General features: G+C 70.2%; 9 protein-coding genes. 3 read left to right on the forward strand and 6 right to left on the reverse strand.

Going from position 1 to position 15,518, the window contains the following annotated elements:
* Nucleotides 1-60: 60 nt before the first annotated feature.
* From P3T35_RS32865 to P3T35_RS32885, 5 genes are all read right to left on the reverse strand, one after another.
* Nucleotides 61-1,818, reverse strand: coding sequence for a thiamine pyrophosphate-dependent enzyme (locus tag P3T35_RS32865; RefSeq protein WP_101383272.1), 1,758 nt, complete (start codon nucleotides 1,816-1,818; stop codon nucleotides 61-63).
* Complete coding sequence (locus P3T35_RS32870) at nucleotides 1,815-3,005, reverse strand: enolase C-terminal domain-like protein (protein ID WP_101383273.1); 1,191 nt, start codon at nucleotides 3,003-3,005, stop codon at nucleotides 1,815-1,817. Before P3T35_RS32870 ends, P3T35_RS32865 begins: the two co-directional genes overlap by 4 nt.
* Entirely contained in the window at nucleotides 2,998-3,879 is an 882-nt protein-coding gene (locus P3T35_RS32875; protein ID WP_101383274.1) for an alpha/beta fold hydrolase, read from the reverse strand. Before P3T35_RS32875 ends, P3T35_RS32870 begins: the two co-directional genes overlap by 8 nt.
* A 15-nt stretch (nucleotides 3,880-3,894) precedes the next feature.
* Nucleotides 3,895-5,562 (reverse strand): GH3 auxin-responsive promoter family protein, encoded by a 1,668-nt coding sequence (locus P3T35_RS32880; protein WP_101383275.1) that lies wholly within the window; start codon nucleotides 5,560-5,562, stop codon nucleotides 3,895-3,897.
* A 90-nt stretch (nucleotides 5,563-5,652) separates the two neighbouring features.
* Nucleotides 5,653-6,645 carry an aldo/keto reductase gene (locus P3T35_RS32885; protein ID WP_101383276.1) on the reverse strand — a complete coding sequence of 331 codons (993 nt, stop codon included), beginning with the start codon at nucleotides 6,643-6,645 and terminating at the stop codon, nucleotides 5,653-5,655.
* Between the two features lie 281 nt (nucleotides 6,646-6,926).
* Between P3T35_RS32885 and P3T35_RS32890 the strand changes: the two genes are divergently transcribed.
* Both P3T35_RS32890 and P3T35_RS32895 read left to right on the forward strand, forming a co-directional pair.
* The gene (locus tag P3T35_RS32890; RefSeq protein ID WP_101383277.1) at nucleotides 6,927-10,778 is read left to right on the forward strand and encodes a type I polyketide synthase; all 3,852 of its coding nucleotides are present in this window, start codon (nucleotides 6,927-6,929) and stop codon (nucleotides 10,776-10,778) included.
* A 167-nt stretch (nucleotides 10,779-10,945) separates the two neighbouring features.
* Nucleotides 10,946-11,623, forward strand: a complete 678-nt coding sequence (locus tag P3T35_RS32895) for a TetR/AcrR family transcriptional regulator (RefSeq protein WP_280708867.1) — start codon at nucleotides 10,946-10,948, stop codon at nucleotides 11,621-11,623.
* A gap of 60 nt (nucleotides 11,624-11,683) precedes the next feature.
* On the opposite strand, the gene P3T35_RS32900 is transcribed toward P3T35_RS32895, so the two are convergent.
* Nucleotides 11,684-12,751, reverse strand: coding sequence for a 2-methylisoborneol synthase (locus tag P3T35_RS32900; RefSeq protein ID WP_143676971.1), 1,068 nt, complete (start codon nucleotides 12,749-12,751; stop codon nucleotides 11,684-11,686).
* Between the two features lie 336 nt (nucleotides 12,752-13,087).
* Here P3T35_RS32900 and P3T35_RS32905 point away from each other — a divergent pair, with 336 nt between their 5' ends.
* Nucleotides 13,088-15,379 carry a M9 family metallopeptidase gene (locus tag P3T35_RS32905; RefSeq protein WP_101383279.1) on the forward strand — a complete coding sequence of 764 codons (2,292 nt, stop codon included), beginning with the start codon at nucleotides 13,088-13,090 and terminating at the stop codon, nucleotides 15,377-15,379.
* Nucleotides 15,380-15,518: the final 139 nt, after the last annotated feature.

Consider the following 15,518-nt stretch of genomic DNA (forward strand, 5'->3'; position numbering starts at 1 on the left):
TAGGACGTCGAAGGAGGATGTCGAAGGGTGTGTCGAAGGGGGATGTCGACGAGGGCGCGGTCAGTCCATGAGGATTTCGACGAGGACCGGCTTGCCGTGCTCCTTGATGTGGGCCACGGCCGCCCGCACCGTCGACTCGACGTCCTCGATCCGCTCCACCCGGGGCAGCGCGTGCACCCCGTAGGACTCGGCCAGCCCGGTGAAGTCGACCGGCTGGTCGTAGAAGCTGGTGGCGACGGTGGCGCGGGCGGTGTTTCGGTCGCGGTTGCCGGCGATCCGCTCGGCGTGCTGGGTGGAGTTCAGGTACAGGCGGTTGTTCATCACGATCGTCAGCAGCGGCACGTCGTACGCGGCGAGCGTCCACAGTGCGCTCGGCGTGTAGAGCAGGTCGCCGTCGGCTTGCAGGTCCACGCAGAGGGTGCCGTCGCCCTGGTGGGCGAGGGCCGCGCCGACCGACGCGCCCAGTCCGTAGCCGAGCCCGCCGCCGCCGTTGAGGCCGAGGTAGCTGCCGGGGCGCTCCAGCGGCCAGAGCTTCTTCACCCAGCCGTCGATGGTGAGGCTGCCGGTGTTGGTGAGGATCCACTCCTCGTCGCGGACCGCGCGGTGGATCTCGGCGACGGCCGCGGAGACGTGGATGCGTTCGTTCCCCTTAGCCTCCTGGGCCTGCCGCGCCCACGCGGCGCGGGCTTCGGTGTGCACGGTGGCCAGGGCCTTCACCCGCTGCTCCCGGCGCTCGGTGAACTCCGGTGCGGCAAAAGGGCCCTGAGGGTCGGCCGCAGCCGCGTTCAGCGCGGCCAGCGAGGCGGCGGTGTCGGCGGCGATGGCTCGGTTCACTGGCACGAACTGCTGGTAGTCGGCGGCCCACTTGCTGGTCAGCAGCTCGTTGAAGCCCAGGGTGACCAGCTCGGCGCCGTTGGCGGGCAGTCCCTGGTCGGTGAGGGTGAGGAAGGAGCCGAGCGCGCCGACCAGGTCCTGCACCTCCAGTGCGATCACCAGGTCGGCGCCGGTCAGCAGTTCGGAGCTGGTGTGGCTGACGTTGAGCTGGTGGGTGTTGGGGAAGTTCATCCGGTTGCCGCGGTCGATCACGGCCAGGCCGAGGGCGTCGGCGAGGGCGGTCAGCGGGGCCACCGTCTCCGGGTCGCGACCGGAGAAGTCGACCAGCAGGACCGGCAGTTGGGCCGCCTTGATCAGCTCGGTGAGGTGCTCGAGGTCGGCGCCGCCGAGTGCGGGCAGCCGGGTCGGATCGGTGCTGCTCGCGGGCAGCAGCCGCACACCGTCCTCCAGGGGCTGCTCCTGGACGTCGAAGTCGAGCGCCACGAACACCGGGGCCTGCTGCGGGCTGTTCATCAACTTGAAAGCGCGGTAGAGGGATTCAACGGTGGCCCGCTGGCCGATCGGCTGGTCGCACCACTTCACGTAGTCCTTGACCACCGACTCGATGTTCTGCGAGGTGTGGATCCAGTCGATCCAGGGCCGGCGCTTGCCCGCGTCGACCGGGCCGTTGCCGCCCAGGACGAACAGCGGCACCCGATCGCACCAGGCGTTGAAGATCGCCATCGAGGCGTGCAGCAGGCCGACGTTGGCGTGCACGAAGACGCCCATGTGCCGACCGCTGGCCTTGTGGTAGCCGTGTGCCATGGCCACCGCGATCTCCTCGTGGCAGGCCATCACGATGTCCGGTGCGATCTCGGCGTTGTCCTGGTGCACCAGGGAGTCGTGCACCCCGCGGAAGGAGGCACCGGGGTTGAAGGCCACCTTGTCGATGCCCTGCTGGTTCAGGAACTCCACCAACAGGTCGGAGAAGTAGGACGTGTTCATGCGCGAACCTCCGTTCGGGTCGGGGGAGTTGCGGGACGCCAGCTGGGGTCGCCCTCGATGCGGCGGGCCACCGCCCAGGCCGCGGCGCGTTCGTTGAGTTCCAGGCCGAAGCCGGGCCCGGGGGCCGGGGCGACGGTGTTGGTGGTCCGGTCCACGACGGGGCGCGGTGAGACCACCATCTCGGGGAAGAACCGGTCCCACTGGCCGGCCTCCACGGTCAGCGCCTCCGGGTGGGCGAAGGCGAGAGCCCGGCCCGCGTTGATCAGCGGGCCCACCTCGGCGACCTGCACGCCGATCTGGAAGGCCAGCCCGGCGGCGCGGGCCAGGGCGATCAGCCGGGCCGCGGTGATCGGGCCACCGTTCTTGGCGACCCGGATGTTGAAGGCGTCGCAGGCCCGGAACGTCACCGCCCGCCAGGCCTCCTCGGGGGTGCAGACCGACTCGTCGAGCATGATCCGCAGGCCCGACCGGGCCCGCAGCTCGGCGAGTTCGATCCAGGAGCCCTTGGCGAGCGGCTCCTCCACCCAGTCGGCCCCGGCGTCGCACAGCGCGGCCAGGTGTCCGGCGGCCTCCTCGGCGGACCAGCTCATGTTGGCGTCCACCATGACCGGCACCTTGTCGCCGAGCCGGCCGCGGATCGCCCGGACGGTGGCCGCGTCCCGGCGGATGTCCGCACCGGCCTTGACCTTGACGAAGTGGAACGGGCCCCGGGTGTCGAGGAACTCCTCGACGTCCAGGCTCAGATCGAGCACCTGGGAGACCGGCAGCGCGCCCGTCAGCACCTTCCGGCACTCCACCAACTCGGTTCCGCCGAGCCCCAGTCGGCGCCCCAGCAGATCGAGCAGCGCGGTCTCCAGCAGGCACAGCAGATTGCCGGCGCCCCGCACCCCGAAGGTGCCGGCGACGCCCGACTCGCGCAGCCGGGCCAGCAGTTCGGCCGGCTCGGCTGCGCGGAGCCGCGCGAAGACCGCGTCCAGCGGCACCTCGCGCAGCGCGGAGGCCACGGAGTCGCTGGTCTCGCCGGTGACATAGGCCCGGGGAGCGCACTCCCCGAGACCGGTCACCCCGTCGACCTCCAACCGCAGCAGCAGGCTGTCGGAGGTCGAACGGCGCTTGGCGGGGTGGTCGAAGCTGGTCGCCATCGGCTGCTCGACCCGGTACAACGTGGCCTTCGCTGGTTCAGGCATTGCGGTCCAGCCCCTGCAGCAGCGTGAAGGTGGACGCCCAGTCGACGAGGCGGGCCCGCACATCGGTGTAGAAGAGGTAGTGCTTGTCCGTCGGGAACTGGATCATCGCGCCCTGCCCGCCGGTCAGTTGGAGGAAGGTGCCCTGGGCGTCGTCGAGGTCGACGATCGGGTCGCTGAGCCCGGAGACGAAGACCGTCGGCACCGCGGGCAGCGCGCGCTCGGGCCGCAGGTAGAGGGTTTCCAGGCCGAGCAGCACGCCCCGGGAGCGGCGGGTGAGTTCGCGCACCGCCAGGTCGTCGTTGTCGATGAAGTGCCGGTGCCGGGGCTCGTCGGTGAAGTCCGAGGCCAGCAGGCCGGCGTCCCACGACTCCCCGCTGGTCTCGGCCGCGAGGGCCTGCCGCTGCTCGTCGTCGAGGGTGGCGTGCAGCTTGCCCAGCCAGGCCGAGCAGAAGATCGCCGCGTCATAGCGGGTGGTGAACTCCGGGTGGTGCATCAGGGCCGCCATGAAGGAGCCGCCCAGGCAGTGCCCGAACAGCGACAGTGGCACCTCGTCGCCGATCGTCTGCCGCACGTGGTCGACGGCGGCGATGTAGTCCCGGACCACGGTGTCGACATCGGGCAGCTCGTGCCGGCTGCCCGCGCTGATGCCGCTGCCGCGGCGGTCCAGCACGTAGAAGGCGATGTCGTTGTCGGCGAACTGCGGGCCGACCTCCCAGAGCCAGCCGGCGTGCGACTGCAGGCCGTGGAAGTAGAAGACGGCGCCCTTGACCTGCCCGCGCGGCCGCCACAGGTGCAGGGCCAACTCGGCGTCGGCGACCGGTAGTCCGACGATCTCGCGGCGGATGTTCTGCGGCGGCCTCTTGGTCTCGATCATGTCCGAACTCTCCTTTCAGCAGCGACCGGTGAGGGCGGCCACGAAGTCGACGTCCTTCTGGAACGGCTTGTACTTGTACTGGGTGGCGTTGCCGGCCTGGCGGCGGCTCTCGACGTAGCCGCTGATGGCGTCCCGGGGCACGGTCACGACCTCCAGCGCGCCGAGCCGGCCGCTGTCCCGCTTGGACGCGTACTCGATGTTGATCTCGTGTAGCGCCCGGTCGACGGCCTGCGACAGCGCCCGGTCCAACTGCCCCGACGGATCGGGCGCTTCGGCGACCACGATGTAGTTCGGCGGCTCCGCCCAGCGCGGGCCGCACATGTAGAGGCTGGTCCCGATGCCGTGGGCCGCGAGGCCCCGCTGGATGGACTGGGTCACCTGGTTCTCGGTGATCTTCTCGCCGGTGAAGGAGTGGAAGATGCCGTCGCGGTGCACGAAGTGGACCCATGGGGTGCCGTCGACGATCCGGTCGACGTGGTAGACGTCGCCGGTCCACAGCCGGTAGAGGCCGTTGCCCTGCGTCATGATCAGGTGGTAGTCGCGGCCCGCCTCGACCTCGTCGATCAGCAGCGTCCGGACCGGCTCGCCGTTCTCCACCAGTTCGCCCAGCGCCACGTCGGCGGGCACGAACTCGAAGAACGCCTGCCCCACGGCGAGTGGTTGGCTGTGCAGCGAGTCGTCCACCGGGATGGTGGTGACGCCCTCGGTTCCGCAGCTCATGAACGGCAGCTTGGCCACGCCCGGGAAGACCGCGTCCAGCTTCTCGGTGTAGAGCCCGGCGGAGGCGGACAGCCAGCAGGTGTAGAGCGACAGCGACGGCCAGACGTCCTTGAGGCTGAAGTCCGGTCGGCGCAGCACCTCTTGGAGGTGCCGGGCGGTCGCCTCGTCGGGCTCGCCGTACGGCTGCCCCTCGATCGTGCCGTTCCGCAGGTCGCGCACCAACTCCTCACCGTGCTGGGCGAGGAGGTCGCGCAGCGAGATCAGGGTGCTCGGGTTGATCGACGAGATGTAGTGCAGGTCCTGCCCGAGCAGGTGCCGGATCCGGTGGTACATCCGGCCCTCGTGGCTGCTGGGAACGTTGGGGCCGAACCAAGGCGACTCGTACCACGGCGGGTTCCAGTCTCGGCTGTTGATCTGCGGATGCCGGTTGCTGACGGCCTGGTGGCCGATGCCGTGCACGAAGTCGTACACGTCCTCACGCACGGTCTGGGTGTCCAGCGTCGCGTACGGGTGGGACAGCAGCTCCGGGTGGTACTCCAGGTAGGTGCCCCACATCGCCTTCATCGCGGGGATGCGGTAGGTCAGCAGCCAGTGCAGGGTGTACGGCACCAGCTTGGGCGTCCCGGTGGTGCCGCTGGTCTTCAGCCAGCGCAGCACGGGGCTGCAGGTGAGGGTGCCGCCCTTGGTGCGGGTCTCCCGCTCGATCTGCGGGACGAAGTCGTCGTAGCGCATGATCGGCAGCAGCTCGCGGAACAGGGCGGGGTCGATGGCGGCGGCGTCGTAGCTGTTCTCCCGCCAGTGCACCGAGCCGGCGCTCATGTCGATGACGTCCGCGAGCACGCGCTGCTGGGCGCGGCCGGGCTGCTGGAGGTCGGCGAGCAGTTCCTCGCGGGCCTGCCGGCACTCCTCGGCGAAGGTGTCGCGGCGGTCGTGCCAGTGTTTCTGCCAGTTCGGTATGTCCACGGTTGCTCCTGAGAAGTGTGTGGGGGGCACCAGGGGTCTGCGCGGGCCGGGCAGGATCAGCCGGGCGTGATCAGCGTCAGCCAGGCTTGATCAGCGGTCGATGAAGGCCATCATCCGCTCGTTGTAGCGGGGGCCGGCGACGGCGTCGGCGCGCACCGCGGCCTCGATCTCGGCCAGCAGCTCGGAGTCGAGGACCACCTCGCCCGAGCGGGTGTTCTCCTCCAGGTAGGTCCGCCGCTTGGTGCCGGGGATCGGCACGATGTCGTCGCCCTGGTGTAGCGCCCAGGCGATGGCGAGTTGGGCCGGGGTGAGGTCGTGGCTGGTCGCAACTTCCTTGATCTTGGCGGCGATTGCCATGTTCTGGTCGTAGTTGGCGCCCTGCAGCCGCGGGTCGAAGTGGCGGAAGTCGTCCTCCGGGTACTCCTCGGCGCGCTTGACGCCACCGGTGAGGAAGCCCCGGCCGAGCGGGCAGAAGCCGACCAGGCCGATCCCGAGCTCGCGCAGCACCGGGATCACCTCGTCCTCCAAGTTCCGCTCCCAGACTGAGAATTCGGCCTGGACCACGGAGAGCGGGTGGACCGCGTGGGCGCGCCGGATGGTGTTCGCGCCGACCTCGCACAGGCCCAGGTGGCGGACCTTGCCCTGCCGGACCAGCTCGCCCATGGCGCCCACGACCTCCTCGATCGGCACCTTGGGGTCGAGCCGGTGCTGGTAGAGGACGTCGAGGTAGTCGGTGCCGAGGCGCTTCAGGGAGGCCTCGACGACCTCGGTGATGTGCTCCGGGCGGCTGTCGGCCTCGGCCGTCGAGCCGTCCTTCAGCTTCATCGGGAAGCCGAACTTCGTTGCGATGACCGCCTGTTCGCGACGTCCTGCCAGCGCCCGGCCGAGCAACTCCTCGTTGTCGTAAGGGCCGTAGGCCTCGGCAGTGTCGAACAGTGTGTAGCCCAGTTCGAGGGCCCGGTGGATGGTGGCGGTCGACTCCGCATCGTCGGTGGCCCCGTACCACTGGCTCATCCCCATGCACCCGAGGCCCAGTTCGGAGACCGCGAGCCCCTGCCGGCCCAGTGTCCGTGTCTTCAGCATGCTGCCCATTCCTTCGCTCTCGGCGGCTGGCTTCGCAACTGAAGCACATTCATGTACCGGAGTTCAATCAGTGGACCCTAGTTCAACTATCGCCGAAGGGGCCTAGGAGGGTTGCAGTCGAACGGCTAACTGAATAGCTGTCAGGTCCCCTATTGGACCTTGGTTTCAGGTACCTTTCACGGGCCGTCGGGAGGAAAACGAAGTCGGCGCATCAGTGCCCCTAAAGGACAGGTTTGGTCTTCGGTACAGAGTTGGACCACGGGTGGAGAGGAAGCCGAACAGTGAACACGACTGACGAACCGATCGCGATCATCGGTATGGGATGCCGCTTCCCGGGCGCAGCAGGCGTCGCGGAGTTCTGGAACCTTCTGGAGAGCAACACCGACGCCGTGCTGCCGGTGCCGGCCGACCGCTTCGATGTGAACGCCTGGTACGACCCCGAGCCGGGCACCCCGGCGAAGCTGATCTCCCGCCACGGCGGCTTCCTGGACGAGGTCCACGGCTTCGACGCCGCGTTCTTCGGCATCTCGCCGCGCGAGGCGCGCACCATGGATCCCCAGCAGCGGCTGCTGCTGCACACCGTGTGGGAAGCCTTCGAGGACGCGGGCATCCCGCCCGCGTCGGTCCGCGGCAGCCAGACCGGGGTGTTCGTCGGCCAGGCCACCGCCGAGTACGCCGACGCGGCCGGTGATGCCGCCAGCGCCGATATCCGCACCATGGTCGGCAGCCGGCTGCGGGCCGTCACCTCCGGCCGGGTCTCGCACGCCTTCGACCTGCGCGGCCCCAGCGTGGTGCTGGACACCGCCTGCTCATCCGCCCTGGTCGCCGTGCACGCCGCCCGCCAGAGCCTGTTGACCGGCGACAGCGACCTCGCCATCGCCGGCGGCGTCAATGTGATCCTCTCGCCGAGCGACGCGGTCGCCTACTCGCAGGGCCGGATGCTCTCCCCGGACGGCCGCTGCAAGTTCGGCGACAGCAGCGCCGACGGGTTCGTCCGCAGCGAGGGCGTGGGCGTGATCATCCTCAAGCGGCTCTCCGACGCCCTCGCGGACGGCGACCGCATCCGCGCCCTGCTGCTCGGCAGCGCGGTCACCAACGACGGCAACGGCAGCGGCCTGCTGATGCAGCCCGCCGTCTCCGGGCAGGCAGCGATGCTGCGCAACGCCTGGCGCAGCGCCGGCGTCAAGCCCGCCGAGGTGGACTACGTCGAGGCGCACGGCACCGGCACCACCGTCGGCGACGGCGTGGAACTGAGCGCCCTGGCCGAGGCGCTGCGCGAGGAGGGCGCACCGCATCAGCCGCTGCTGGTCGGCTCGGTGAAGACCAACATCGGCCATGCCGAGTCCGCCGCCGGCATCGCGGGCCTGATCAAGACCGTGCTGATGGCCGAACACCGCATGATCCCCTCCTCGTTGCACCTGGACTCGCCGCACCCGCAACTCACCGAGCCCGACTTCCCGGTGGCCGTGGTCACCCGCAACACGCCGTTGCGGCCGCGTGGTGAGCGGGCCGTGCTCGGCGTGAGCTCCTTCGGCCTGTCCGGCACCAACGCCCACAGCGTGATCGGCGAATACGTCCCCGACCGGGAGCCGGTTGCCAACGCCCCGGAGGAGCCGGCCGACCACCAGGGCCCGCAGCTGCTGGTGCTCAGCGCCCGCACGCCCGCCGCCCTGCGCCGCCTGGCCCTGCGCCACGCGGACCACCTGGGCGCCGACGGCGCAGGCCGCGGCCACGCGCTGCGCGACATCTGCCGCTCCGCCATCCTGGGCCGCGACCACCACCCGCTGCGCCTGTGGGCCGTGGGCTCCACCCACGACGCCATGGCCGCCACCCTGCGCGCCGTGGCCGAGGGCTCGCCGACCCCCGACGGCGGCATCCACGACGCCGGCTTCGACGGTCCCCGCCAGGTGGCCTTCGTCTTCCCCGGCCAGGGCTCGCAGTGGCGCGGCATGGGCGTGGAGCTGCTGCGCACCTCCGCCGCCTTCCGTACCGCGATGGCCGGGTGCGACGCCGCCGTCCGCGACGAACTCGGCTGGTCGGTCCTGGAGTTGCTGCAGGACGAGAACACGGACGTGGACAGCGCCGTCGACGTGGTGCAGCCGCTGCTGTGGGCCATGGAGGTCGCCCTGGCCGCGCACTGGCGGTCGCTGGGCGTCGACCCGGACGTCAGCATCGGCCACAGCATGGGCGAGGTGGCGGCGGCCTGCGTCGCCGGGGCGCTGTCGGTGCGGGACGCGGCCCGGGTGATCTGCCGCCGCAGCACCCTGATGCAACGCCTCGCCGGACGTGGCGCGATGCTCGCCACCGAGCTCTCCCCGCAGCAGGCCCACGAGTTGCTCGCCGGCTACGGCGACGAGGTGTGCGTGGCGGTGGAGAACTCCCCGTCCGCCACCGTGCTGGCGGGCGACCCGGCGGTCATCGAGGAGATCGCCGCCGAGCTGGAGCGGCGGCAGATCCTCAACCGCAGGGTCAAGGTCAACGTGGCCTCGCACTCCCCGGTGATGGATGAGATCCGCGACGAACTGGCGGCCGGGCTCGCCGACTTGACGCCTACTGCGGCGCACGGCGAGCTGTTCTCCAGCGTCCGCTGCGCGCCGGTCGAGGGCACCGCGCTGGACGCCGGGTACTGGGTCGACAACCTGCGCCGGCCGGTCCGGTTCGCCGAGTCGGTGCGGCAGCTGGCCGAGGCCCGGGGCGCCGTCTTCATCGAGGTCAGCCCGCACCCGGTGCTCAGCCAGGCGGTCGAGGAGGTGCAGGGCGCCGCGGGGCTGGACGCCGCGGTGGTGACCACGCTGATCCGCCGCCAGAGCGAGTCGACGGCGGCCGTCCGCGCCCTGGGCCGCGCCTTCGCGCTCGGCGTCGCGGTGGACTGGCGGCGCTGGTACGGCGCCTCCACCGCGCGGGTGCCGCTGCCGCTGTACAGCTGGGACGCTGAGGACTTCGCCCCGGAGGCCACGCCGACGGCCGCGGGGGCCGCCGAGCCGACCCGGGGCGCCGAACGCCGGGTCCGCCTCTCCCGGTTGGGCCTGGCGGCGCTGGGCAGCGGTGTGATCGCGCGCGGCACCGCACTGGTCCCGCCGGTGGTGTACTTCGAGGCGCTCGCGGAGACGGTGCGCGACCTCGTCGGGGAGGGTTCCGTCGAGCTGCTCGACGTCCGCCTCGGCGACGGCCTGCCGCTGCTGGCGGACGCTGCCGAGACCACGCTCGTCATTCAACTGGATGAGCTGGAGGGCGAGTACGGCTTCCGCGTCGAGGCGGTCTCGGACCGCTCGGGCACCAGAGTGCGCTGCCTGGAGGGCCGGGCGCGGGCCGCCGAGCAGGCGCCCGCGCCGTCGACCGCCGACCTGGACCTCGCGCTCACCCGGTGCGTCGAGTACGTCCCCGGCGCCGAGTTCTACCGCCGGGCCGAGGGCCGTGGCTACTCCGTCGCCCCGACGTTGCGGGCCGTCCAGCAGCTGTGGCGGCGGGACGGCGAGGCGGTGGCCCGGTTGGACCTGCCGGGGGCCGGAACCACCGGGGCCGCGGGAGCGTGGGAGGCCGGCCTGCTGGCGATGCTGGCGGCCTGGCCGAGCGACCCCACGACCGCCTACGTGCCCGTCGCCTTCGACCGCGTCCTGCTGGCCGACGCGCCCGCCGGGGAGCTCTGGAGCATGACCCGGTTCGAGCCGGACGGCGACCAGGACACGGCGCGCGGCGATGTCGTCCTCACGGCGTCCGACGGGCGGGTGCTGGCCGACTTCCAGGGCATGGTGCTGTTCCGCACGGCGGGCCGCCAGACCGCTCCCGCCGAGGCGCCCCGGGTGCGGGCCGCCGTCATCGAGCTGGCGCTGCGTCAGCCGAAGACGGCCCGGCCCAAGGCAGCCCGGCCGGAGCCCGTCCGCAGTGCCACGGAGCGGTTGACCGTCCACGTCGCCACGGTGCTCGGCACCACCGTCGACCGCGTCGACCTGCGGCGATCGCTGCGCGAACTTGGCCTGGACTCGCTGATGGCGGTCCAGCTGCGGCGGACTCTCCAGCAGGAGTTCGGAGTCGAGATCCCGACCGGCCGCCTGCTGGGCGACGACCGCCTGTCCGCCCTCGCCACCGAACTGGAAACCGCCGCCGCCGAGTTCAATGAGATGCGCGCAGCATGATGACGCCGTGTCAATCGTGAACTAGAATCTAACAATGAACCACGGTATAGGTTCGTGGCCCGGGCTAGGACGGGCCTGGCGATGTCGGTCGCAGCCATGCGGTCAGCTCACTTCGGTCTGACTTCGGGGGGCCGGACGCGCATCGACGGGACGAGAGGACAGAGCCGATGACGACCGAGACACCCCAAGCCGAGCGCCCACTCAGCCGGCGGGAGCGGAGCAAGAACCGCATGCACGACCGCCTGTACACCGCGGCGCTGGAGCTCTTCGCCGAGCAGGGGTACGAGCGGACCACGATCGACCAGATCGCCGAACGTGCCGATGTGGCCCGGGGAACGTTCTTCAACCACTTCCAGCGAAAGGAGGACTTGGTCACCACGTGGGCCCAGCAGCGCCAGGAGAAGCTCCGCGAGCTCATGGACCGCTCGCTGGCCCACGACGACTACGACACCACGGTCCAGCTGGAGCGGTGCATGTCGGCCCTCGCCGAGTTCAACGAGGGGGAGCGCAAGCTCACCCAGGTGATGCTGACGGCCTGGCTGAAGTCGGGCCAACCCCTGCTGGAGGCGCCGGAATACGCCGGAGCCGTCTTCGTCCAGGCGATCTCCGCGGGCCAGGTCCGCGGCGACATCGCCTCCGACATCGACCCGGTGCTGGCCGGCAACATGCTGCGGGACGCCTACCTGGGCCTCCTCTACCGCTGGTCGCAGTCCGCCGAGGAGACCATCCCGCTCCACGTCGAGCTGCGCGCCCTCCTGCGGATCACCCTCACCGGCGTCAACTCCTACGCCAAGCGCGGCTGGACCGCCCAGCGCGCCCCGGAGTCCGCCCGGGCGGCGAGCTGAGCGGGCCGATGCCTCGGGGCCCCAGTGGCAACTGAGTGGCCCCGGTAGCACTTGAACGCCTCACTCCGCGGGCAGGAACCCCGGCAGGGTGTAGCGGCGGGTGTTGGTGGCGTGCCACCAGTGGTTGCCGTCGACCCAGTCGGCAACGCCCTTGAGGTAGCGGGCCGTCAGCAGGCTGGGGAGTTCGGCGGCGCAGGCGGCGGCCTCCGCCTCGAAGCGGTGCATCACGTCGTTGTGGATGGTGATGGCCTTGGCGTACGCCTCGTCCGGCGGCAGGTTCTCATGGGTCTGCACCACGGTGGGCAGGTTGACGTGCGGGCGCGGCGAGCGCAGCTCCTTGGTGTACGAGTACAGGTCGTTGACCAAGGTGGTCGCCAATGAGGCGAGGGCGATGACCTGTTGGACCTTGGGGTGGTCGTGGAGGTCGGCCGGGAAGACATAGCCGTCGATGGCGTCCACGATGGTCAGGCAAGGGCGGAAGCTGTTGTACTGACGTACCATCAGGTACTCGGGGATCTCCGGCACCACGCCGTCGATCGACCAGGCGGCCTCGGCGAGATAGCCCAGGTGGAGGCGGGCCAGGTCGTGGATCTCGCGGTCCCGGATCTGGTCGCTGGTGTGGCGGTTGAAGAACTCCATCGCGGCCCGGTAGGCGCGGCACGGCGGTTCGCTGTCCAGCTTCTCCTGCCACTGCTGCTCATAGGGGGCGACGGCATAGGGGCGCTCCAGAGAGGAGTGCGCCATCAGAAGCCGGGCGCCGAGGCCGTGCGGCGAGCCGCCGTGGTCCTCGCAGTAGCAGTCGTCGACGGCGTTCTCCGCCACCAGGAGTCGGGCCGCTGCCTCCAAGTGGTCCAGGCCGGCCGCCTCGGGGTAGGTGAGGCAGACCGAGCGGCCGGTGCCGAAGGCCTCGAACTCGTCCGCCCACTCCGGCGGGACGAGGCTGGCCTCCTCCACTGCCCAGTGCGCGATCCGGCGGTCGATCTCGGCGACCACCGCGGGCTCCGGCTCCTTGACGGGGTGCCAGTACAGTCCCGGGATCGGGCGGACGGGTTGTTCGCCCGATTGCCGGCGGGCTTGCAGCGAGCTGGTGCCCAGTCCGGTGGGGCCGGTCGAGAAGGCCACGGTCATGCGCTCGTCCACCTCGATCTCAGTTGGTTCGTCAGTCGGCCGTGCGTGTGCGTTCGTCGGCCCAGCAAGGACATCACGGCGCGGTGAGCATTGGGCGCGGGCTTGGTGGGCCGGGTGCGGCTGTTGATGTGCAATACGGCGCGCGGCGCTGCAGTGCGCCCCTGTGACCGGCCAAAGCGCCCCCATGAACAGGGCGTCCGATGGTATGGCTCGCCGATGCCATCTGATATGTCACGTGCTATTGAAGGGGCATCGGCAGCGTGAGACGGTGCGTCTCACGCCTCCACAGTTCGTACCGAGGCGCGCATCCACCAGGTCCCCCACCAAGGAGTGACGATGCGTCCCCACTTCCGGCTGCCCCGAGGGCTGGCCGTGCTCGCCGCGGCGAGCACGGCCCTCGTCGGCGCACTGGCCGCGCCGAGCTTCGCTGCCCCCGCGCAGCAGGCTCCGCAGGCCACCCCGCAGGCCAGTCACGCTGGGCTGCTCCCGCCCGCCGGCGCCCCCACGCTCGGCACCCCCGACCAGGCAACGGCCCAGCACCAGCGGCTCACCCCGGCCCAACTCCCCCCGAGCAGCCCGCAGTCCGGTCCCAAGACCGTCTTGAAGCCGACGGTGCGCAGCGGGACGGCAACCGCCTCCTGTACCCCGGCCGACTTCAGCAGCCGCACCGGCTCCGACCTGGCCGCCTACGTCCAGGCGTCCACTCCCGACTGCATCAACTCGCTGTTCCAGGTGACGGGTTCGAACGCCTCCGGGGTGTTCCGCGAGAGTCAGATGCTGTCCGTCGCCAGCGCCTTCCAGAGCCAGGCCGCCGCCTACACCGGTGACGACTCCACCGGCATCTGGCAGTTGGTGCTCTTCCTGCGCGCCGGCTACTACGTGCAGTTCTACGACTCCGCCGACGTCGGCAGCTACGACGCCACCCTCACCAGCGCGGTGCAGAGCGGCCTTGACTCATTCGTCGCCAACTCGCACCTCGGCGACGTCAGCGACGCCAATGGCCAGATATCCGGCGAGGTCATGGTCCTCACCGACAGCGCCAACCTGCAGGGCCGCTACCTCAACACCTACAAGCAGGTGCTGAACGCCTACAACCCCGCGACCTACAACGCCTCCTGGTACATGGTGAACTTCGTCAACGACGTCTTCACCCCGCTCTACCGCGGCCACCAGAACCCGGACTTCGTCACCGCGGTCACCAGCGACCCGAGCATCATCACCACGCTCGACACCTTCGCGCTCAACCACAAGGACCTGCTGGGCACCACCAACTCGTTCCTGGACTCCAACGCCGGCCTGGAGACCGCCCGCTTCATCGAGCACTCGGCTCTGCAGGCCACCGTGAAGCCGCTGATCAAGGGACTGCTCGACGCCTCCTCGATCACCGGCCCGACCGCCCGGCTCTGGGTCGGCGTGGCCGGCATGGCCAGCTTCTACGACGCGTCCAACTGCTCCTACTACGGCGTCTGCAACCTGCCGCAGCAGCTCAAGGCCGCAGCCCTGCCGGTCAGTTACACCTGCGACGCCACCCACAGCATCCTGGCGCAGAGCCTCACCGCCGCCGACCTGACCGCCGTCTGCTCCAGTCTGGAGAACCAGGACGCGTTCGTCCACAACCTGGTCAAGGACAACGGCGCGATCCCCGGCCAGTACGAGAACTCGCTGCAGATGGTGGTCTTCGCCAGCCCGCAGGACTACCAGACCTACGCCGGCGGCATCTACGGGGTGAGCACCAACAACGGCGGTATCACGCTGGTCGGTGACCCGACCAACCCCAGCAACCAGCCGATCTCCCTCACCTACCAGAACGGCAACGACGGGTTCACCGCGGGCATCTGGAACCTCAACCACGAGTACACCCACGCCCTGGACGCCCGCTACGACATGAAGGGCAACTTCACCCAGCAGACCGTCGTGCCGGACGTCTGGTGGATCGAGGGCGTGGCCGAGTACGTGTCGTACACCTACCGGAACGTGACCGACACGGGCGCGATGGCCGAGGCCCCCAAGCACACCTACGCGCTCAGCACGCTGTTCCAGAACACCTACGCCAACAGCGACCAGACCCGCACCTACCCGTGGGGCTACCTGGCCGTCCGGTACATGGTCGAGAAGCACCCGGACGTCATCGCCAACATGCTGAGCCACTTCCGCACCGGCGACTACACCGGTGGCTACGCGGTCTACAACTCCATCGGCACCGCATACGACGCCGACTTCAACACCTGGCTGGACGCCTGCGCCGCCGGCGCCTGCACGGCGGGCAGCGGCGGTGGCGGTGGGGGTGGCGGCGGTACCACGGCCTGCACCGCGGCCAACACCCAGGTGCTGGACCGCAACTGCTTCCGCGCCGGCCAGTCGGCCACGGCAGGCAACCTGGACTACTACTACATCTACCTGCCGGCCGGAACCACCACGCTCAACGTCACGTCCAGCGGCGGCACCGGCACCGCGTACCTGCTCTACAACCCCAACGCCTGGGCCACGCCCACCGCTTACACCAACGGCTCACTCAACAACGGCACCAGCCAGAGCCTGACCGTCACCAACACCACGGCCGGCTACCGCTACATCAGCCTCTACGCCCAGACCGACTTCAGCGGCGTCACGGTCACCACGCAGTACTGATACGTACGTTCGTCGCGTCAGCACCGTGCGGCCCGGGGTAGCCAGCCCCCGGCCGCACGCTGCTGCTCACACAATGGTGCGCGCCCACCAAACGCCAGTTCGGGTGGCCACTGCCACCGTACCCTGCCCCGATGGCGAC

Origin of the sequence: Kitasatospora sp. GP30 (genome assembly GCF_029892145.1) — a bacterium.
In the GTDB taxonomy this organism is placed as follows: Bacteria; Actinomycetota; Actinomycetes; order Streptomycetales; family Streptomycetaceae; genus Kitasatospora; species Kitasatospora acidiphila.

Bases quoted from the DNA above. Each gene is read 5' to 3' on its own strand.
- P3T35_RS32865 (WP_101383272.1), bottom strand. From the start codon at position 1,818: ATGAACACGTCCTACTTCTCCGACCTGTTGGTGGAGTTCCTGAACCAG.
- P3T35_RS32870 (WP_101383273.1), bottom strand. From the start codon at position 3,005: ATGCCTGAACCAGCGAAGGCCACGTTGTACCGGGTCGAGCAGCCGATG.
- P3T35_RS32875 (WP_101383274.1), bottom strand. From the start codon at position 3,879: ATGATCGAGACCAAGAGGCCGCCGCAGAACATCCGCCGCGAGATCGTC.
- P3T35_RS32885 (WP_101383276.1), bottom strand. From the start codon at position 6,645: ATGCTGAAGACACGGACACTGGGCCGGCAGGGGCTCGCGGTCTCCGAA.
- P3T35_RS32895 (WP_280708867.1), top strand. From the start codon at position 10,946: ATGACGACCGAGACACCCCAAGCCGAGCGCCCACTCAGCCGGCGGGAG.
- P3T35_RS32900 (WP_143676971.1), bottom strand. From the start codon at position 12,751: ATGACCGTGGCCTTCTCGACCGGCCCCACCGGACTGGGCACCAGCTCG.
- P3T35_RS32905 (WP_101383279.1), top strand. From the start codon at position 13,088: ATGCGTCCCCACTTCCGGCTGCCCCGAGGGCTGGCCGTGCTCGCCGCG.